The sequence below is a fragment of the Pseudomonas sp. 91RF genome, assembly GCF_003576265.1.
Lineage (GTDB): Bacteria > Pseudomonadota > Gammaproteobacteria > Pseudomonadales > Pseudomonadaceae > Aquipseudomonas > Aquipseudomonas kribbensis.
In genome coordinates, this window is the sequence record NZ_QWFC01000048.1 from 169,907 (window position 1) to 188,875 (window position 18,969).

Genomic DNA, 18,969 nt, shown 5'->3' on the forward strand with positions numbered 1-18,969 from the left:
GTTACCGCGTTACTGCGCCAGCGTTAAAGTAAATCGCCAACCCTACCAGCGGCAGATAGGCCAGCACCACACCGAGAAGTCCAGACAACGCACCTCCCGCAACCAACATCGACATAGGCAACAACCAGGCCACATTTATCACCACCACGGCGAGGGTGACCTTTTTGTGACTCGCAAAACTCTGCGCGGCATGCTGATACGCATGACTTCGATGCGCCTGATAGACCTTCTGGCGCTGTAACAGTCGCCGCACCAACGTGAAGGTGGCATCTACCATGAAAACGCCGAGCAGGATCATCCAGCTCCACAGCAGTTCCGGGTTTGCCCAGCCAGCCTTGAGGGCCAGAACGCCAAGAATGATGCCGAGAAAGCCGCTGCCGGCATCTCCCATGAAAATCTTCGCCGGTGGAAAGTTCCAGCACAGAAAGCCTGCGACTGCGCCCGCCAGAACAACGGGAGCCCAAATCAGTTCCAGGTGGGCCGTTTGCCAATAAACCAGCGCCGCCCCCAGGCAGACACAAACCGCCTCGGCACTGGCCAGACCGTCGATGCCATCCATGAAGTTGTAGAGGTTGAGCATCCACACCAGATAGATCAGTGCCAGCGCACTGCCCAGCCATCCCAGGTCGATCACCAGTCCAAAGAAGGAAACCGGGGCCAGACCACTCAGAAAAAACAGAGCCCAACCGGCGGCAATGAAATGCCCGAGCAGACGCCACCTTGCAGCAATGTGCCCGTGATCGTCGGCAAAGCCGATGACCGCGACAATCAGGCCGGAACCCAGCAAACCATACAGATCCGCCGGGCTCAGCAGCCCCAGCCCTGCGAGAACGGGCGCTGCCGCGCAGAAGGCCAGGACAATTGCTACACCACCACCGCGAGGTGTCGGGGTCGAGTGGGAACTGCGCTCGTTCGGTATGTCCATCAGGCTTTTAGCCAGCGCGTAACGGCGCAGTACCCACGTCAACCCACAGGAAACAACGAAGACAGCAAGAAGCAACCACCAATAATTCATTTCGTTTGCGAGTCCTGATAATGGGCTGCAGTCTGGCGAAAGGCTTTTTCAACCGGAATGGGTGGAACCCATCCAAGCAATTCCCGGTTTTTACTGATGTCGACCTGCAATGATCCACAGACCCGCTGGGCGACAGCCTGTCTTCCCAATAACAATGCTCCGGTATTCAGCACCCATTGGGGTACTGGAATCAGGCGAGCCTTTTTCCCGAGTGCTGCAGCCAGTCGCCGTAACAAGCCGCTGATGGACAGATCCTCACCATCACTGACCAGAAATGTCTGGTTGGCCGCCGCCGGATGCGTCAGACAGGTGACGATCAGGTCCACCAGATTGCCGATACTGACGAGGCTTCGCCGGTTATCGATGGCGCCGAGCGGCAATGGAATACCTCTGTCGAGCCAGTTCAACATGCTCAGGAAGTTGGCTTTTACACCCGGTCCGTAAACCAGCGGTGGGCGGATGATAACCACCTCCATTCCTGTTGCACGCGCAAGCGCCTTCAAAGCCTCTTCGGCTTCGAACTTGGATACGCCATAGGGATCTGTCGGATGGGCCGGATCGTCGGCGGTGAATGGCTTGCCTCGCTCGGTGCCTTCACCATTCACCTTGATCGAGCTGATGAAGATGAAGCGCTTGACTCCCGAATCGGCTGCATGTCGCGCCAGTCGAAGCGTGCCTTGCACATTGACTTCACGAAATGCCGACAAGGCATCGACGGCTGTTTCGTGCATCACATGCACACGGGCAGCCGCATGAACCACCACTTGCACCCCCTCCAGCACGGGAAACGTCTGAGGGACAGCAAGATCCAGCGGCCGCACGCTGCACAACCCGCCGAACCGGGTGCTGCTGCGCGCCGTGGCCACCGGAGTGAACCGTTTGTCCAGCAAGAGCCTGAAAACCAAAGCTTCACCGACGAATCCGCCCGCCCCCGTCACCAATACTTTCGGGGTATTCATCGCTTTTGGTTCCCCATCAGTGCAGTGACCCAACAGATAAAAAAGAAGAAGACCTTGTCGCGGGTCCTGCGCCGGCACTGCCGGGCGGAAAATGACAACTTCATCAACTGCCGCCGACCCAATGCCAACCAGGATCCGACAATGGCGTCCCGATCCTGACCGACAAGACGTGCGATCAATTGCACCTGAGTGAACCACCAGCCGTCATGAATCGTTTTGTAGCGCGCAATCAAGGGACTCAGCCCGGTATTGGCGCCCACCTGGTTGCGCTCATGCTGACGGTAGTCCATGGAGGGTACCGAATCGATGAACCAGCGAAAACCGTGGCTGCGGGCAAATGCATAACAGAACCAGTCGTGCAGACTGACGGACTGCAGCGCAGCCCAGTTTTCGAGCATTGTCGCCTTGAGTGGCTGGCCCAGTGCCCGACTCATCACATAGGTGCAACCCGGGCCTGCAGCCTCAAACAGAAAATCCCAGGCGACCTGCGGCTGCGCCTTGTCCAGCAGTCGAGTCCGGCCATCGCTCCAGAACGCAGTGACGTTGCTGGAGTAGGCATCTACCCCCTGCTCCGTCAGCCGTTGCACTGCACGCTGCAGTTTATCGGGGTGCCAGACATCGTCCTGATCTGAAAAAGCGATGAACTCGAATTCTTCGATGTCAACATCGCGTATCAACCGGAAAAAGTTGCGCGATGCGCCACCAAAGGCGCCCGCCGGGGGCAGAAGCACGATACCGGGGTGGGTGGCAGCGTAAGCCGCACACCACGCTTCAGTCCCGTCAGTCGAAGTATCGACACTGATGAAGACCGTGACATCGACTGACTTCTGATCGAGGATCGAGCGCAACTGCTCCTCGATCCATTGCATTCCGTTGTAGGCAGCCAGTAGAACTGCGACTCGTGGAGATCCTGCGGGCATGGCTGCCGTTCCTGCTTGCACAATGTGAGCACCGGGGCTGTTAAGACTTGTGCTCGGCAATCAGCGAGAGCCGGAATCAAGCAGCTTCTGCAGATACTGACCGTAGCCAGTTTTCTTCAGGCGTTCGGCCTGTTCACCGAGTTGCGCACCGGTGATCCAGCCGTTGTTGTAGGCAATCTCTTCGAGACACGCGACTTTCAAGCCCTGACGCTGCTCGATCGTGTGCACGAAATGGCTGGCCTCCAGCAACGAGTCGTGAGTACCGGTGTCCAGCCACGCGAAACCACGGCCAAGCATTTCGACATTCAGGGTGTTTTTCTCGAGGTAAGCACGGTTTACGTCCGTGATCTCAAGTTCGCCGCGCTCGGACGGTTTGATGTTCTTGGCGATCTCCACGACCTGATTGTCGTAGAAATACAGGCCAGTCACGGCATAGCTGGATTTTGGCTTGGCCGGTTTCTCTTCAATGCTGAGTGCACGCCCGGTGGCATCAAACTCGACAACACCAAAACGCTCGGGATCGGACACGTGGTAGCCGAAAACGGTGGCGCCGCTCGCCTGGCTGCTGGCCGAACGAAGATTGTCCGAGAAGTGCTGACCATAGAAGATATTGTCGCCCAGGATCAGGCAGCAAGGGTCCTCGCCGATAAATTCCTCACCGATGATGAACGCTTGCGCGAGACCATCAGGGCTCGGTTGCTCTGCGTAGGTCAGCTTGATCCCGTAAACGCTGCCGTCGCCGAGCAACTTGCGAAAGCACGGCAGATCTTCAGGCGTGGAGATGATCAGAATTTCGCGCATGCCCGCGAGCATCAACACCGACAACGGATAAAAGATCATCGGTTTGTCGTAGATCGGCAACATCTGCTTGGAGACACCCAGGGTCAAGGGATGCAGGCGAGTGCCTGAACCGCCTGCGAGGATGATGCCTTTACGATTTGTCGTGGTCATTTGTTCAGAACTTCCATAAGCATTCGGGTTACACCACTTTGCCAATCCGGCAAGTGTAGAGAAAAATTGGCGCGGAGCTTCTGAGTATTCAGACGAGAATTCAGAGGTCGACGGGCTGGCGTGGGATAGGCCGTCGTATCGATGGGACTGATCGAGGTGACGGCAAGCTCTTCGCCGTTGGCCTTTGCAAACGCAATCACATGGCTGGCATAGCCATGCCAGGAGATTTCGCCGCCTGCCGCCAGATGATAAAGCCCGGCCAGTTCAGGCCGCTGCAAAGCTTGTCCGAGGGCCAGCGCCGTTACGTCGGCAATAAGGTCAGCCCCGGTAGGAGCGCCGATCTGGTCGGCGATCACATTCAGGCTTTCGCGATCCTTGGCCAGGCGCAACATGGTCTTGGCAAAATTGTTGCCGCGAGCACCGTAGACCCAACTGGTACGGAAGATCAGGTGCTTGCAGCCGGAATCGATAATGGCCCGCTCACCGGCCAGTTTGCTCGCGCCATAGTGGTTCACGGGCGCAACGGCATCCGATTCTTTCCAGGCTGTGCTGCCTTGACCGCTGAAGACGTAATCGGTCGAGTAGTGAACGAGCCAAGCGCCCAAGGTGGCCGCTTCTTCGGCCAAGACCTGAGTCGCCTGGCCATTCACCCGGTCGGCGAGCTCCGTTTCCGTCTCGGCTTTATCAACTGCCGTATAGGCGGCCGCATTGACGATAATGTCGGGCCGGACCTGACGAATCGTTGCGCGCAGGCCGTCGAGGTCCGACAAATCGCCACTCAGGCCATCCACCGGATGACGATCCAGGGCGATCAATTGACCGAGTGGTGCCAGGGAGCGCTGCAGCTCCCAGCCGACCTGGCCGTTTTTTCCCAACAAGAGGATATTCATGCCTTGTTCGAGCGATCCGTATAGTTCTGGTCAATCCACTGCTGGTAGCTGCCGCTTTTCACGTGAGCCACCCATTCGGTGTTGTTCAGATACCATTCAACCGTTTTGCGGATACCGCTTTCGAATGTCTCGGCCGGCGTCCAGCCCAGCTCGCGCTGGATCTTGCTCGCATCGATCGCATAACGTTGATCGTGCCCGGGCCGATCCTGAACATAGGTGATCAGGCTCGCGTGTGGACGGTGAGCGGAATCAGGCCGCAACTCGTCAAGCAACGCACAAAGCGTATTGACCACTTCGATGTTCTGCTTTTCGTTATGGCCGCCAATGTTATAGGTCTCGCCAATAACGCCTTCGGTCACGACCTTGTAAAGCGCACGGGCGTGGTCTTCGACGTAAAGCCAGTCGCGAACCTGGTTGCCCTTGCCGTAAACCGGCAGTGGCTTGCCTTCCAGAGCGTTGAGGATGATCAACGGGATCAGCTTTTCAGGAAAATGGCACGGACCGTAGTTGTTCGAGCAGTTCGTGACCAGCGTTGGCAGACCATAAGTACGGGCCCAGGCGCGAACCAGGTGATCGGAACTGGCCTTGCTCGCCGAATATGGCGAGCTGGGTTGGTAAGGTGTGGTTTCGGTGAACAGATCTTCCGGACCTTCCAGGTCACCATAAACTTCGTCAGTCGAAATATGGTGGAAGCGGAAGGCTGCCTTGCGTGCGCCCTCAAGCGTCGCCCAATATTGGCGGGACGCTTCCAGCAGTGTGTAGGTGCCGATGATGTTGGTCTGAATGAATTCGGACGGGCCGGAAATCGAACGGTCAACGTGGGATTCGGCCGCCAGATGCATGATTGCATCGGGTTGGTGCTGTTGCAGCACACGGTCCATCTGCTCACGATCGCAGATGTCGACACGCTCGAACGCGTAACGAGGGTTCTGGCTGACTTCGGCCAATGACTCCAGATTACCGGCGTAAGTCAGTTTATCGACGTTAACGACAGAATCGGTAGTATTGGAAATGATATGACGAATGACTGCCGAGCCAATAAACCCGGCACCGCCGGTTACTAGAATTTTCACGCGAAACCACACCCTTGAGCTGCTGACAGGGCTGCCAACCGAGCGCTGTCTAATCCATGAATGCAGAGGCCTTCAACTATGAGGCATCTGTCAGAGTCAGTCTGAATCGAGGTGGGAGATTGCCACCTACGAACAAGGGCTGCATTTTACAGCTTAATGAATGTTTTACTAATGGATATGGACAGGCAGCGACGCAAATTCGATGGTTGCCCCGGGCTTGTCGCTTTCAGACAAGAGGCTTGCGTACCCTTCTGTACGAGCGTCCCAGGATCCACCCGATGATCGGCCCGATAACCATCCCGATCAGAAACGCCAGAACCGCGACCATAGAGACCGGCAATTGCGGGCCGGACCATCCAAGGAACATCAGCGAAACAACTTGCTGATTCTCGAGCACGAAAGCCAGGATCAGCAATACCAGCAACAGGACAAAGACACCTAGAAGCAACCGCTTGAAGTTATGCATGAGCGGCTCCTCGTGTGGCGATGAACATCAAATCTCATCCTCCTCTTCATTCACGCGATCACGCAGCTCTTTGCCGGGCTTGAAATGCGGAACGAACTTGCCATCCAGACTGACCGACTGACCGGTCTTCGGGTTGCGACCAACCCGGGGGGCGCGATAGTGCAACGAAAAGCTGCCAAAGCCACGGATCTCGATTCGATCACCAGTAGCAAGACATTGGGACATTTGCTCAAGCATGGTCTTGATGGCCAACTCCACATCCTTGGATGAGAGTAGCCCTTGATGGGTGACAATTCGTTCGATCAACTCCGACTTCGTCATATTTTTCCCTTCTTTTTCAAGCAGCTAGATCAGCGCTTTGAAGGTTTTAGCACGCCAGAATGAATTTGAACAGCCCGAGGGTTGACATATCTGCCAACGCACTGTCAGTGGCGACATTCGAGCCCGGTAAAAACGTCGATCACCACGACCTAGCGGCAGATCACCAGCATAGTCCGCGTCAAGTAACCTGCTGGATTGAAGCCGAACGGAAACTCCTCGTCTTCCTTTGCTTCATCGGATCTGGCCACAACCTTGTACCCTGCCAACTTGCACTCCTTCGCCGCCCTCTTGTGACATTTCTCCCAGCCACTACCCAATCCAGAACAGTCGACCTCGATACCACTGACGCCTCGTACAGCATGTGTCTTTGCGCTAGTGGCACACCCTGACAACACTAGAACCACCAGTACAACCATAAGTCTGTTCATTCATTTCCTTGTGCCGCACACCGACCGACTGCTATTCGCTACTCATTACAGCCTAGCCTTGGATTCTGAAATCTCACTGCTATCAACAGACCGTAGATGGCGCCAGTTGGTTTCCTGTTGTTTCGTCGAACGATCACGCGAGCTCAGGCCCCTTGACCGCGCAAGCCCGGTAGCCAATCCGACACCTCAGGAAAGATGCAGTATCGGATATACTGCCTCCCTGGAAAAATCCGGCTTGAGACATCGGCGCACACGCCGCCATCTGCCTAAGCCTCCCCCCAAAAATCCACGACATGCTGATTTTTTAGGAAGAAAGCAACTTGACCTTTGCAAAGTACATGGCCGTCCAGCTTTTAGCCTACGCTCTGGATATGAGCGCATTTCTCCTGTTTACCTACGTGCTCGACGGCCAGCACATTTTGGCGAATATTGGCAGCAAGCTTATTTCTGCCGTTTTCGGCTTCTTCCTGCATCGACACTTCACTTTTCAGTCGACTCAAACCAGTGGACACACCCAGGCAATCAGTTATTTTTCGCTAGTAGCCATCAACATCCCGGTCAACTCAGGCCTGTTTGGCCTGGCGCTGGCATTTATCACTCCGCCCGCCCTAGCCAAATTTGTAGCCGACGCCGCTTGCCTGGTGATCAATTACTGGATCAGCAAAGTCGCCATCTTCAAGAAGAAAGCTTTACCCGAAGCAGCAGCCGACTCAAAAGGCACTCAGTAAGCTTTCCGGACAATACGTCTTCGGGCAGTCCTTACTCGAAGACGCAGAGCCTGCCCAAGCCCCCCCCCCTTACCGCCCCGCCAACTCACCTCACTACATGTAAGCTCATTCACTCCACACCGAAAAAGCACTACCACCCTCGCAAAAATACTCAAATCGCAGGCACAAAAAAGGGCGACCGAAGTCGCCCTTTTTTAATGATCAGACAGAACTCAGTTCTGTTTGGCCATTGCTTGACGCAGCAGTGCCGCCATGGTGGTGTCAGCTGCTTCGCCTTCCGGAGCTGCTTTCAGGCTCTGGATGGCTTCTTTCTCTTCAGCATCGTCTTTCGATTTGATCGACAGCTGGATTACGCGGCTCTTACGATCAACGCTGATGATCTTGGCTTCTACTTGCTGGCCTTCTTTCAGAACGTTGCGCGCGTCTTCAACGCGGTCACGGCTGATTTCGGAGGCTTTCAGAGTCGCTTCGATATCGTCGGCCAGAACGATGATGGCGCCTTTGGCGTCAACTTCTTTCACGGTGCCAGTAACGATTGCGCCTTTGTCGTTAACCGAGACGTACTCGGAGAACGGATCGCTTTCCAGTTGTTTGATACCCAGGGAGATACGCTCACGCTCCGGGTCAACCGACAGGATAACGGTGTCCAGCTCGTCGCCTTTCTTGAAACGACGTACGGCTTCTTCGCCCACTTCGTTCCAGGAGATGTCGGACAGGTGAACCAGACCGTCGATGCCGCCGTCCAGACCAATGAAGATACCGAAATCGGTGATCGACTTGATGGTGCCGGAGATCTTGTCGCCCTTGTTGAACTGGCCAGAGAAGTCTTCCCATGGGTTCGACTTGCACTGCTTGATGCCCAGGGAGATACGACGACGCTCTTCGTCGATGTCCAGAACCATGACTTCCACTTCGTCGCCGACTTGTACGACTTTCGAAGGGTGGATGTTCTTGTTGGTCCAGTCCATTTCCGAAACGTGTACCAGACCTTCAACGCCTTCTTCCAGCTCAGCGAAGCAGCCGTAGTCGGTCAGGTTGGTTACACGAGCGGTAACGCGAGTGCTTTCTGGGTAACGGGCTTTGATAGCAACCCATGGATCTTCGCCCAGTTGCTTCAGGCCCAGGGAAACACGATTGCGCTCGCGATCGTACTTCAGAACCTTGACGTCGATCTCGTCGCCAACATTGACGATTTCGGAAGGGTGCTTGATACGCTTCCAAGCCATGTCGGTAATGTGCAGCAGGCCGTCCACGCCGCCCAGGTCGACGAATGCGCCGTAGTCGGTGAGGTTTTTGACGATACCTTTGACTTGCTGGCCTTCCTGCAGGGATTCCAGCAGAGCTTCACGCTCGGCGGAGTTCTCGGCTTCCAGGACGCTGCGACGGGAAACGACAACGTTGTTGCGCTTCTGGTCCAGCTTGATGACCTTGAATTCCAGCTCTTTGCCTTCCAGGTGCGTGGTGTCGCGCACTGGACGGACGTCAACCAGGGAACCTGGCAGGAACGCACGGATGCCGTTAACGTCGACAGTGAAGCCGCCTTTAACCTTACCGTTGATAACGCCCTTGACCACTTCCTCAGCTGCGAAGGCTGCTTCCAGAACGATCCAGCATTCAGCGCGCTTGGCTTTTTCACGGGACAGCTTGGTTTCACCGAAACCGTCTTCAACCGAGTCCAGAGCAACGTGAACTTCGTCACCGACGTTGATGTTCAGTTCGCCAGCGTCGTTGTAGAACTGCTCCAGAGGGATCAGTGCTTCGGACTTCAGGCCAGCGTGAACGGTTACCCAGCGAGCCTGGTAATCGATATCAACGATAACACCGGTGATGATGGAGCCTGCCTGAAGGTTCAGGGTCTTTAGGCTTTCTTCAAAGAGTTCCGCAAAGCTTTCGCTCATTTTAATTCCTGTTGATTAGGGCGAAAAAGTACGCCCATCTCCACATCCCAGACGATGTGGGTTAGTTTCATTAAAAAGAAGCACCACAGGACTATGACTGGTCCCCTGTGGCCTTCTTGGTCACCCGGCGATATCGCGAATGGCGATCTCGCTCATGATGCGTTCAAGCACCTGATCGATGGACAACTCCGTGGAATCCAGCTGTATGGCGTCGGCCGCCGGCTTGAGCGGGGCCACCGCTCGCTGGGTATCACGCTCGTCGCGCGCACGGATCTCATCTAGCAGACTCGACAGACTAACACCCTCGACTTTGCCCTTCAACTGCAAATATCGACGGCGAGCCCGCTCCTCGGCACTGGCGGTCAGGAAAATCTTCAGCGGCGCGTTCGGAAATACCACCGTTCCCATGTCACGACCATCGGCCACCAGGCCCGGTGTTTCCTGGAACGCGCGCTGGCGCTGCAGCAGCGCCTCGCGCACAGCTGGCAACGCAGCCACCTGGGAAGCGCCGGAACCGACGCTCTCGGTGCGGATGACATCGCTGACTTCATCACCTTCCAGAATGATGCGCTGCAATTGACCGTCGGTCGCTGCGATGAACTGCACATCCAGATGAGCGGCCAGTTTCTTCAGCAGCTCTTCATTGGTCAGGTCGACACCATGATTGTGTGCAGCAAACGCCAGCAGGCGATAAAGCGCGCCGGAGTCCAGCAGATTCCAGCCCAGTCGCTTGGCCAGAATCCCGGCTACGGTGCCTTTGCCCGAGCCGCTTGGCCCATCGATGGTGATGACCGGAGCAATGTTGTTCACGACTGAGCCTCTTGCGCCACACGAATGCCGACCTGCGCGCACAGCGCCAGGAAATTCGGGAACGATGTCGCGACGTTGGCGCAATCATGGATTCGGATCGGTGCGGTGGCGCGCAACGAGGCCACGCTGAAAGCCATCGCGATGCGGTGATCGCCATGACCGTGCACTTCGCCGCCGCCGATCTGGCCGCCGTCGATGATGATGCCGTCCGGGGTCGGTTCGCACTTGACGCCCAGCGCCAGCAAACCGTCCGCCATGACCTGAATACGATCCGATTCCTTGACCCGCAGCTCTTCGGCGCCGGTCAGCACGGTGCGCCCTTCGGCACAGGCTGCCGCCACGAACAGTACCGGGAATTCGTCGATGGCCAGAGGGACCAGCGCTTCCGGAATCTCGATACCTTTGAGTTTAGCTGCTCGCACGCGCAGGTCGGCAACCGGCTCGCCACCCACTTCACGCTGGTTTTCCAGGGTGATGTCGGCGCCCATCAAACGCAGGATGTCGATCACACCGGTACGCGTCGGGTTGATGCCAACGTGCTCGAGCACCAACTCCGAACCTTCGGCAATCGACGCCGCCACCAGGAAGAACGCCGACGACGAGATATCGCCCGGCACTTCAATGTGGGTCGCAGTCAGCTTGCCGCCGGACTCGACCGATGCAGTGGCACCGTTGACGCCCACCGAATAGCCGAAGCCGCGCAACATGCGCTCGGTGTGGTCGCGAGTCGGTGCTGGCTCGGTAACAGTGGTCTTGCCTTCGGCATACAGACCCGCCAGCAGCAGGCAGGATTTCACCTGGGCACTGGCCATTGGCATTGTATAGGTCAGGCCTTTGAGCTTGTGGCCTCCACGAATGGTCATCGGCGGACGGCCGTCGGCAGCGGTTTCAATCACGGCGCCCATTTCCCGCAGCGGGTTGGCGACGCGATTCATCGGACGCTTGGACAGCGAAGCGTCACCGGTCAGGGTGCTGTCGAAGTCCTGCGCGGCCAGCAGGCCGGACAGCAGGCGCATCGAAGTACCGGAGTTGCCCAGGTAGATCGGGCCCGGCGCAGGTTTCAGGCCGTGCAGGCCGACTCCGTGGATGGTCACGCGGCCGTGATGCGGGCCTTCGATGACCACGCCCATGTCGCGGAACGCCTGCAAGGTCGCCAGAGCGTCTTCGCCCTCGAGGAAGCCTTCGACTTCGGTGACGCCTTCAGCCAGGGAGCCGAGCATGATCGAACGGTGGGAAATCGATTTGTCACCCGGTACGCGAATCCGACCGGACAGGCGGCCACCAGGTTGAGCCAGGAAGATCAGATCGTTGGAATTCATAGCGTCCACATAGGCCCTGCGGGCCAGGATTTTACTGAAATGCTCGCGGGCAACCCGGGCGCGCGTGAAGACGCCCAACAATTGGTGCCCATCCCCTGCATCGACCGCGTCGCGCAAAGCGTCGAGGTCGCTGCGAAATGTATCGAGTGTGCGCAGGACAGCCTCGCGGTTGGCGAGAAAGATGTCATGCCACATGACCGGGTCGCTTCCGGCGATTCTTGTGAAATCGCGAAAACCGCCCGCAGCGTAACGGAAGATCTCAAGGTTTTCATTGCGCTTGGCCAGCGAATCGACCAGACCGAAGGCCAGCAGGTGCGGCAAATGACTGGTCGCGGCCAGCACTTCGTCGTGACGCTCTACCTGCATGTGCTCGACGTGGGCGCCCAGCTCGCGCCACAGGCGATCGACCACCGCCAGCGCAGCCGGATCGGTCTGCTCCAGCGGGGTCAGAATCACCTTGTGACGACGAAACAGCTCTGAGTTGGAGGCTTCCACCCCACTCTGCTCGGAGCCGGCAATCGGATGACCCGGCACGAAGCGCGCCAGCATGCCGCCGAACGCTTCGGTCGCCGCACGCACCACATTGCCCTTGGCGCTGCCGACGTCCGTCAGGATCGCCTGCCCCAGATCCATGCCGGCCAGACGGGCCAGCACTTTTTCCATGGCCAGGATCGGCACCGCCAACTGGATCACGTCCGCGCCCTGGCAAGCCGCCACCAGGTCGTCTTCACAGCGATCCACCACGCCCAACTCGACCGCCAGCTTGCGCGATTGCGGGTCGAGATCGACCCCGACCACTTCGCGGCACACGCCGCTTTCACGCAAGCCTTTGGCAAACGAACCACCGATCAACCCCAGACCGACCACCACCAGGCGCCCGATCATAGGTGCAGCAGATTGCAGCGCAGTGACATCACCCACGAGCCAGAACCTTGCGCAGCGCTTCGAGGAAGCGGCTGTTTTCCGCCGGCAGACCGATGGTCACCCGCAGATGGTTCGGCATGCCGTAGTTGGCCACCGGACGCACGATCACGCCTTCGCGCAGCAGGCCCTGGAACACTGGAGCCGCCACCTGACCGAGATCGACACAGATAAAGTTACCCTTGGACGGAATCCAGCTCAGGCCCAGCTCGCGGAAACCCGCCTCCAGCTGTTGCATTCCGGACTCGTTGAGCTGACGGCTCTGCGCCAGATATTCCTCGTCCTTCAGCGCCGCACACGCCGCCGCCAGAGCCAGGCTGTTGACGTTGAACGGCTGACGTACGCGGTTCAGCACGTCTGCCACGACCGGCGTGGACAAGCCGTAGCCAACGCGCAGCGCCGCCAGACCGTAGGCCTTGGAGAAGGTGCGCGAGACCAGCAGGTTCGGGTAAGCCGCGAGAAAATCCAGGCCATCCGGCAGATCGCTGCCTTCGGCGTATTCGATGTAGGCCTCGTCCAGCACCACCAGCACATGCTCCGGCACGTCCTGCAGGAACTCGTCCAGCGCTTCGGCGCCGAACCAGGTGCCGGTCGGATTGTTCGGGTTGGCGATGAACACGACGCGTGTGTTGGCGTCGATGGCCGCCAGCATCGCCGGCAGATCATGCCCCCAATCCTTGGCCGGAACGACCTTGGCCTGAGCACCGACCGCCTGGGTCGCGATCGGGTAGACCGCGAACGCGTGCTCGCTGAACACCGCATTCAGGCCCGGCGCCAGGTAGGCGCGCGACACCAGCTCGAGAATGTCGTTGGAGCCATTGCCCAGGGTCACCTGGTTCAGCTCGACGCGGCACTGCTCGGCCAGCAGGGATTTCAGGGCAAAACCGTTGCCGTCCGGATAACGGGTCAGCTCGTCCAGCGCTTCGCGGATTGCGGCCAGCGCTTTCGGGCTCGCGCCCAGCGGGTTTTCGTTGCTCGCCAGTTTGACGATGCTTGCCGGATCCAGATCCAGCTCGCGCGCCAGTTCGTCCACGGGCTTGCCCGGCACGTATGGCGAAAGTTGTTGCACGCCCGGCTGTGCCAGAGCAAGGAAGTTGCCACTCATTTGCTACCGCCCCTTAAAGAACTGCTTTCGGGTAGGAACCCAGCACCTTGAGTGCTACTGCTTCCTGACTGATCTTTTCCAGTACACCTTTGATCAGCGGATCACGGTGATGGCCGACGAAGTCAATGAAGAACACGTAGGTCCATTTACCGCTGCGCGACGGACGGGTTTCGATCCGGGTCAGGTCGATCCCGTTGTCATGGAACGGCACCAGCAGCTCATGGAGCGCGCCGGGCTTGTTGCTCATTGACACGATGATCGACGTCTTGTCGTCGCCGGTCGGCGGCACTTCCTGGTTACCGATCATCAGGAAGCGCGTGGAGTTGTCCGGACGATCCTCGATCTTCTCGGCCAGACGGGTCAGGCCATACAGCCCGGCAGCCATGTCGCCGGCGATCGCCGCCGAGTTCCACTCACCCTTGACCCGCTTCGCCGCTTCAGCGTTGCTGGACACCGCCACGCGCTCGACATTCGGGTAATGAGCGTCCAGCCACTTGCGGCACTGGGCCAGCGACTGAGCGTGGGAATAGATACGGCTGATGCTGTCGGTCTTGGTGTTTTCACCGACCAGCAGATGATGGTGAATCCGCAGCTCGACTTCGCCACAGATAACCATGTCGTGTTCGAGGAAGCTGTCGAGGGTGTGGTTGACCGCGCCCTCGGTGGAGTTCTCCACCGGTACCACGCCAAAATTCACCGCACCGGCCGCCACTTCGCGGAACACTTCGTCGATCGCCGCCATCGGCTTGCTGATCACCGCGTGACCGAAGTGCTTCATGGCTGCCGCTTGGGTGAACGTACCTTCCGGACCGAGATAGGCCACTTTCAGCGGGTTCTCGAGGGCGAGGCACGAGGACATGATTTCGCGGAACAGCCGCGCCATCTCTTCGTTGCCCAGCGGCCCCTTGTTTCGCTCCATCACGCGCTTGAGGACCTGCGCCTCACGCTCGGGACGATAGAACACCGGCTGCTCGCCCTCAGCCAGACTGGCCATCTTGACCCGGGCAACCTCTTCGGCGCAGCGCGCGCGATCGCTGATCAGCTGGAGGATCTTCTCATCAAGGTTATCGATGCGAACGCGCAGCGCCTTGAGTTCCTGCTCGGACATCAGGAATGCTCCTTCTCGAACTCAGCCATGTAGCCAACCAGTGCTTCAACCGCGTCCAGACCCAGGGCGTTGTAGATCGAGGCACGCATGCCGCCGACCGAACGGTGGCCCTTGAGGTTGAGCAGACCGCGGGCGTCGGCGCCGGCCAGGAAAGCCTTGTCCAGACGCTCGTCAGCCAGGCGGAACGGCACGTTCATCCAGGAGCGGGCGTTGACGCTGATCGGGTTGGTGTAGAAATCGCTTTTGTCGATGAAGCCGTACAGGCGGTCTTTCTTCGCCTTGTTGCGCTGCTCCATCGCGACGACGCCACCCTGCTCCTTCAGCCACTCGAAGACCAGGCCCGAGAGGTACCAGGAATAGGTGGCCGGGGTGTTGTACATCGAACCGTTGTCGGCCGAGATCTTGTAGTCGAGCATGGTCGGGCACGAACTGCGGGCACGACCGAGCAGGTCTTCACGAACGATCACCACCACCAGACCGCTCGGGCCGATGTTCTTCTGCGCACCGGCGTAGATCAGGCCGTACTGCGACACATCGATCGGGCGCGAGAGGATATCGGAGGACATGTCGACCACCAGCGGAACGTCACCGGTCTCGGGAACCCAGTCGAACTGCAGGCCACCGATGGTTTCGTTGGACGCATAGTGCAGATAGGATGCACCCGGGGTCAGCTTCCATTCGTTCTGACCAGGAATGGCCAGGTAGTCATAAGGCTTGGCGCTGGCGGCAACGTTGATGTTGCCGAAGCGACGCGCTTCCTCGATGGCTTTTTTCGACCAGATGCCGGTCTCGACATAGTCGGCAGTGCCGTTCTCGGGCAGCAGGTTCAGCGGAATCTCGGCGAACTGCTGGCTCGCGCCGCCCTGCAGGAACAGCACTTTGTAGTTGGAGGGGATGGACAGCAGGTCGCGCAGGTCCTGTTCGGCTTTTTCGGCGATGGCCACGTAGTCGTCGCTACGATGGCTCATCTCCATGACCGACAGACCCTTGCCGTGCCAGTCGAGCATCTCGGACTGGGCACGCAACAGGACAGCTTCAGGCAGCGCAGCGGGACCTGCGCAGAAGTTAAAGGCTCGTTTGCTCACATCCACTCTCGCTATGCAATCACGGTAGCGGACAGAGCAAACACTCTGCCCTGCTACGATTTGGTTAGTCTTGCGACTCTTCTTCGTCTGCGGCGTCCGCCTGCAGGTTGTCGACTGCATCGTCCGGTTCGGCGCCGATCACGCCTTCTTCCAGCTCGACACCTTCTTCACCTTCAAACTCTTCACCCTCGACTTCCGACGGCTCCTGGACCCGCTCCAGACCGACCAGGGTTTCATCCTTGGCCAGCTTGATCAGGGTCACACCCTGGGTGTTACGGCCCAGGCTGGAGACTTCGTCGACACGGGTACGCACCAGCGTGCCCTGGTCGGAAATCAGCATGATTTCTTCACCGTCCTGCACCTGAACCGCGCCGACCAGACGGCCGTTACGCTCGTTGCTGACCATGGCGATAACACCCTGACCGCCACGTTTGTATTCAGGGAACTCGGTGATCGCCGTGCGCTTGCCGTAGCCACGCTCGGAAGCCGTCAGGATCTGGCTGCCCTCTTCCGGGATCAGCATGGAAATCAGCTTCTGCCCTTCCGGCAGACGCATGCCACGCACACCGCGAGCGGTACGACCCATGGCGCGGACTTCGGATTCCTTGAAGCGAGTCACCTTGCCGCCGTCGGAGAACAGCATGATTTCCTGCTCGCCATCGGTGATGGCAGCGGAGATCAGGATGTCGCCTTCGTCCAGCTCCAGCGCGATCAGACCGACGCTGCGCTGACGACTGAAGGCCACCAGCGGAGTCTTCTTGACGGTACCGTTGGCGGTCGACATGAAGATGAACGGTGCCTTCTTGCGGTCGGCAGCCTTGATGCGCGCGCGGCGCTCTTCTTCGGTTTCGTTGCTGTTTTCGATGTCTTCTACATCGGCCTCGGCGCCTTCGGCTTCTTCTTCATCAGCCTGACGCTTCATGGCTTCGAGATCGACCGGCAGCATGGTGGTGATGTACTCGCCATCATCCAGCGGCAGCAGGTTGACCAGCGGACGACCACGGGCGGCGCGGGACGCTTCCGGAATCTCGTAGGTCTTGAGCCAGTACACCTTGCCTTTGCTGGAGAACAGCAGCAGCGTGGTGTGACTGTTGGCGACCAGCAGGTGAGCGATGTAGTCCTCATCCTTCACGCCGGTCGCCGACTTGCCTTTACCGCCACGACGCTGGGCCTGGTACGCAGCCAGTGGCTGGGTCTTGGCATAACCGCCGTGGGAGATGGTCACCACGCGCTCTTCTTCCGGGATCATGTCGCCCAGGGTCAGGTCGAGGCGTGCATCGAGGATCTCGGTGCGGCGCACGTCGCCGTATTCGGCGCGGATCACTTCCAGCTCTTCGCGGATCACTTCCATCAGGCGCGTGGCGCTGTTGAGGATGCGGATCAGCTCGCCGATCTGGTTGAGGATTTCTTGATACTCGGCCAGCAGCTTTTCGTGTTCCAGGCCGGTCAGGCGGTGCAGACGCAGTTCCAGAATGGCTTGCGCCTGTTCCGGCGACAGGAAGTATTTGCCGTCGCGCAGACCGTATTGCGGGTCGAGGTTTTCCGGACGGCACGAATCGGCACCGGCACGCTCGACCATGGTCATCACCGCACTGGATTCCCACGGCGTGCTGACCAGTGCTTCCTTGGCTTCCGACGGGGTCGGTGAGGCCTTGATCAGCGCGATCACCGGGTCGATGTTCGACAGGGCGACGGCCTGACCTTCGAGGATATGACCACGCTCGCGAGCCTTGCGCAGTTCGAACACGGTACGGCGGGTAACGACTTCGCGACGGTGACGGACGAAGGCTTCCAGCAGATCCTTGAGGTTCAGGATCCGCGGACGACCATCGATCAGCGCAACGATGTTGATGCCGAATACCGACTGCAGCTGGGTCTGGGCGTAGAGGTTGTTGAGGATCACCTCAGGCACTTCGCCGCGACGCAACTCGATCACGACACGCATACCGTCCTTGTCGGACTCGTCGCGCAGTTCGGTGATGCCTTCGAGTTTCTTCTCTTTTACCAGCTCGGCGATCTTCTCGATCAGACGCGCCTTGTTCAACTGGTAAGGCAGTTCGGTGATGACGATCTGCTGACGGCCACCGACCTTGTCGATGTCTTCAATGATCGAACGTGCGCGCATGTAAATGCGGCCACGGCCGGTGCGGTAGGCTTCGATGATGCCGGCACGACCGTTGATGATCGCGGCGGTCGGGAAGTCCGGACCGGGGATGTATTGCATCAGCTCATCGACGGTCAGCTCGGGGTTGTCGATGAGGGCCAGGCAACCGTCGATGACTTCACCGAGGTTGTGCGGCGGAATGTTGGTCGCCATGCCCACGGCGATACCGCTGGAACCGTTGACCAGCAGGTTCGGCACGCGGGTCGGCATGACCGCCGGGATCAGTTCGGTACCGTCGTAGTTCGGCACCCAGTCCACGGTTTCCTTGTGCAGGTCGGCCAGCAGCTCGTGCGCCAGCTTGGTCATGCGCACTTCGGTGTATCGCATGGCCGCGGCGTTGTCGCCGTCCACCGAACCGAAGTTGCCCTGACCGTCCACCAGCAGATAACGCAGCGAGAATGGCTGCGCCATACGAACGATGGTGTCGTACACCGCAGTATCACCGTGCGGGTGATACTTACCGATCACGTCACCGACGACACGGGCAGATTTCTTGTACGGCTTGTTGAAGTCGTTGCCCAGCTCGCTCATCGCGAACAGCACGCGACGGTGCACGGGCTTCAAGCCATCGCGCGCATCCGGCAGTGCACGGCCGACGATCACGCTCATCGCGTAATCGAGATAGGACTGTTTCAGCTCGTCTTCGATATTGACCGGGAGGATTTCTTTGGCCAGTTCGCCCATGAGAAGCCTGATTCCTTTTTCTGGTGAAACTTCGCCATATCCATAGGGGACGCACGAAGCTCGTCGATGCAGGCCGAGTGCCATGCGCCGACTTACGACAAATCGACAAGTTGACCCTGGATTT

The 18,969-nt window shown here is 58.6% G+C and carries 17 protein-coding genes; 1 reads left to right on the forward strand and 16 read right to left on the reverse strand.

The annotated features are described in order from the left end of the window. Position 1: 1 nt before the first annotated feature. From DXT77_RS25640 to DXT77_RS30195, 9 genes are all read right to left on the reverse strand, one after another. A complete protein-coding gene (locus DXT77_RS25640) occupies positions 2-1,015 on the reverse strand; it encodes a glycosyltransferase family 4 protein (RefSeq protein WP_119429675.1) in 1,014 nt (337 codons plus the stop codon). Then, on the reverse strand, positions 1,012-1,974 hold the full coding sequence (locus DXT77_RS25645) for an SDR family oxidoreductase (protein WP_119429676.1): 963 nt from the start codon (positions 1,972-1,974) through the stop codon (positions 1,012-1,014). Before DXT77_RS25645 ends, DXT77_RS25640 begins: the two co-directional genes overlap by 4 nt. Continuing rightward, positions 1,971-2,894 (reverse strand): glycosyltransferase family 2 protein, encoded by a 924-nt coding sequence (locus tag DXT77_RS25650; protein WP_119429677.1) that lies wholly within the window; start codon positions 2,892-2,894, stop codon positions 1,971-1,973. The genes DXT77_RS25645 and DXT77_RS25650 overlap by 4 nt, the downstream gene beginning before the upstream one ends. Before the next feature lie 60 nt (positions 2,895-2,954). Then, positions 2,955-3,845: a glucose-1-phosphate thymidylyltransferase RfbA gene (rfbA, locus tag DXT77_RS25655; protein WP_119429678.1), complete on the reverse strand. Its 891-nt coding sequence runs from the start codon at positions 3,843-3,845 to the stop codon at positions 2,955-2,957. Next, positions 3,842-4,735, reverse strand: coding sequence for a dTDP-4-dehydrorhamnose reductase (rfbD, locus tag DXT77_RS25660; RefSeq protein WP_119429679.1), 894 nt, complete (start codon positions 4,733-4,735; stop codon positions 3,842-3,844). The genes rfbA and rfbD overlap by 4 nt, the downstream gene beginning before the upstream one ends. Beyond that, positions 4,732-5,808 (reverse strand): dTDP-glucose 4,6-dehydratase, encoded by a 1,077-nt coding sequence (gene rfbB, locus DXT77_RS25665; protein WP_119429680.1) that lies wholly within the window; start codon positions 5,806-5,808, stop codon positions 4,732-4,734. The genes rfbD and rfbB overlap by 4 nt, the downstream gene beginning before the upstream one ends. A 226-nt stretch (positions 5,809-6,034) precedes the next feature. Then, on the reverse strand, positions 6,035-6,274 hold the full coding sequence (locus tag DXT77_RS25670) for a LapA family protein (protein WP_119429681.1): 240 nt from the start codon (positions 6,272-6,274) through the stop codon (positions 6,035-6,037). Between the two features lie 27 nt (positions 6,275-6,301). Then, positions 6,302-6,595 carry an integration host factor subunit beta gene (gene ihfB, locus DXT77_RS25675; RefSeq protein ID WP_119429682.1) on the reverse strand — a complete coding sequence of 98 codons (294 nt, stop codon included), beginning with the start codon at positions 6,593-6,595 and terminating at the stop codon, positions 6,302-6,304. Between the two features lie 149 nt (positions 6,596-6,744). Beyond that, the gene (locus DXT77_RS30195; RefSeq protein WP_119429683.1) at positions 6,745-7,023 is read right to left on the reverse strand and encodes a hypothetical protein; all 279 of its coding nucleotides are present in this window, start codon (positions 7,021-7,023) and stop codon (positions 6,745-6,747) included. A gap of 320 nt (positions 7,024-7,343) precedes the next feature. Here DXT77_RS30195 and DXT77_RS25685 point away from each other — a divergent pair, with 320 nt between their 5' ends. Beyond that, entirely contained in the window at positions 7,344-7,751 is a 408-nt protein-coding gene (locus DXT77_RS25685; protein WP_119429684.1) for a GtrA family protein, read from the forward strand. Between the two features lie 212 nt (positions 7,752-7,963). Here the strand turns inward: DXT77_RS25685 and rpsA are convergent, their stop codons facing one another. The 7 genes from rpsA to gyrA all read right to left on the reverse strand — a co-directional run bounded on the left by rpsA (position 7,964) and on the right by gyrA (position 18,845). After that, complete coding sequence (gene rpsA / locus DXT77_RS25690) at positions 7,964-9,649, reverse strand: 30S ribosomal protein S1 (RefSeq protein ID WP_007950918.1); 1,686 nt, start codon at positions 9,647-9,649, stop codon at positions 7,964-7,966. Positions 9,650-9,769: 120 nt separating this feature from the next. Further along, on the reverse strand, positions 9,770-10,459 hold the full coding sequence (gene cmk, locus DXT77_RS25695; protein WP_007950916.1) for a (d)CMP kinase: 690 nt from the start codon (positions 10,457-10,459) through the stop codon (positions 9,770-9,772). After that, entirely contained in the window at positions 10,456-12,663 is a 2,208-nt protein-coding gene (locus DXT77_RS25700; protein ID WP_256663047.1) for a bifunctional prephenate dehydrogenase/3-phosphoshikimate 1-carboxyvinyltransferase, read from the reverse strand. The genes cmk and DXT77_RS25700 overlap by 4 nt, the downstream gene beginning before the upstream one ends. Before the next feature lie 28 nt (positions 12,664-12,691). Further along, positions 12,692-13,804 (reverse strand): histidinol-phosphate transaminase, encoded by a 1,113-nt coding sequence (gene hisC, locus DXT77_RS25705; protein ID WP_119429686.1) that lies wholly within the window; start codon positions 13,802-13,804, stop codon positions 12,692-12,694. A 13-nt stretch (positions 13,805-13,817) separates the two neighbouring features. Beyond that, positions 13,818-14,912 carry a prephenate dehydratase gene (gene pheA, locus DXT77_RS25710; protein ID WP_007950913.1) on the reverse strand — a complete coding sequence of 365 codons (1,095 nt, stop codon included), beginning with the start codon at positions 14,910-14,912 and terminating at the stop codon, positions 13,818-13,820. Beyond that, positions 14,912-15,997, reverse strand: a complete 1,086-nt coding sequence (gene serC, locus DXT77_RS25715; protein WP_119429687.1) for a 3-phosphoserine/phosphohydroxythreonine transaminase — start codon at positions 15,995-15,997, stop codon at positions 14,912-14,914. Before serC ends, pheA begins: the two co-directional genes overlap by 1 nt. A 64-nt stretch (positions 15,998-16,061) precedes the next feature. Beyond that, positions 16,062-18,845 carry a DNA gyrase subunit A gene (gene gyrA, locus DXT77_RS25720; RefSeq protein WP_114884663.1) on the reverse strand — a complete coding sequence of 928 codons (2,784 nt, stop codon included), beginning with the start codon at positions 18,843-18,845 and terminating at the stop codon, positions 16,062-16,064. Positions 18,846-18,969 lie beyond the last annotated feature (124 nt).

Excerpts from the sequence above, each read along its gene's own strand:
- DXT77_RS25640 (WP_119429675.1), bottom strand. The coding sequence starts at position 1,015 with ATGAATTATTGGTGGTTGCTTCTTGCTGTCTTCGTTGTTTCCTGTGGG.
- DXT77_RS25645 (WP_119429676.1), bottom strand. The coding sequence starts at position 1,974 with ATGAATACCCCGAAAGTATTGGTGACGGGGGCGGGCGGATTCGTCGGT.
- DXT77_RS25650 (WP_119429677.1), bottom strand. The coding sequence starts at position 2,894 with ATGCCCGCAGGATCTCCACGAGTCGCAGTTCTACTGGCTGCCTACAAC.
- rfbA (WP_119429678.1), bottom strand. The coding sequence starts at position 3,845 with ATGACCACGACAAATCGTAAAGGCATCATCCTCGCAGGCGGTTCAGGC.
- rfbD (WP_119429679.1), bottom strand. The coding sequence starts at position 4,735 with ATGAATATCCTCTTGTTGGGAAAAAACGGCCAGGTCGGCTGGGAGCTG.
- DXT77_RS25670 (WP_119429681.1), bottom strand. The coding sequence starts at position 6,274 with ATGCATAACTTCAAGCGGTTGCTTCTAGGTGTCTTTGTCCTGTTGCTG.
- ihfB (WP_119429682.1), bottom strand. The coding sequence starts at position 6,595 with ATGACGAAGTCGGAGTTGATCGAACGAATTGTCACCCATCAAGGGCTA.
- DXT77_RS30195 (WP_119429683.1), bottom strand. The coding sequence starts at position 7,023 with ATGAACAGACTTATGGTTGTACTGGTGGTTCTAGTGTTGTCAGGGTGT.
- rpsA (WP_007950918.1), bottom strand. The coding sequence starts at position 9,649 with ATGAGCGAAAGCTTTGCGGAACTCTTTGAAGAAAGCCTAAAGACCCTG.
- DXT77_RS25700 (WP_256663047.1), bottom strand. The coding sequence starts at position 12,663 with ATGATCGGGCGCCTGGTGGTGGTCGGTCTGGGGTTGATCGGTGGTTCG.
- hisC (WP_119429686.1), bottom strand. The coding sequence starts at position 13,804 with ATGAGTGGCAACTTCCTTGCTCTGGCACAGCCGGGCGTGCAACAACTT.
- pheA (WP_007950913.1), bottom strand. The coding sequence starts at position 14,912 with ATGTCCGAGCAGGAACTCAAGGCGCTGCGCGTTCGCATCGATAACCTT.
- gyrA (WP_114884663.1), bottom strand. The coding sequence starts at position 18,845 with ATGGGCGAACTGGCCAAAGAAATCCTCCCGGTCAATATCGAAGACGAG.